The organism is Mesorhizobium sp. M3A.F.Ca.ET.175.01.1.1, assembly GCF_004791945.1.
Lineage (GTDB): Bacteria > Pseudomonadota > Alphaproteobacteria > Rhizobiales > Rhizobiaceae > Mesorhizobium.
This window is the reverse complement of record NZ_SRTP01000099.1, coordinates 1-408: the sequence shown is the minus strand read 5'-3', so window position 1 is coordinate 408 and position 408 is coordinate 1. Positions and strand designations below refer to the sequence as shown.

General features: G+C 61.5%; 1 protein-coding gene. It reads left to right on the top strand.

The window, feature by feature from the left end; genetic code table 11:
• Positions 1-105: 105 nt before the first annotated feature.
• Positions 106-408 (top strand): hypothetical protein (locus EN818_RS30915; protein ID WP_135906617.1); only part of this gene is annotated, 303 nt, incomplete at its 3' end.

The following is a 408-nucleotide window of genomic DNA, read 5'->3' as shown; positions in this document are numbered from 1 at the left end:
GGCGCTCAGCGCCGGCTCTCGCCGGCGGATGTGCGTCCGTGCGGCCGGTTGCCGGGCGTTGGGCCGATTACAGCGCAAGCCGCATTGAAACCAGGGAGAATCGCAATGGCACTCGACATCACCGCGCAAGACATCATCATCGACGAGACCACCGGTCTCCAGGAAGATGATATTGCCCCTACCAACAACAGCACGCTGCAATATCTCCTGGGCCTCGACGGTTCGGGCGGGCTGACGTCGCCCGAAGTTGCCTTCCAAGCCGACTTCGTGGTGGCCTCCGCAAACGCCGGCGAAACCATCACCTCGGTCATTCTTGCGCAGAACTCCTCCGGAACTCCATTTTCCACCACCGTCGGTGTGAACAGCGGCATCCGGACGGTCGACGGTAATTATGTCTGGCTGTTCCAG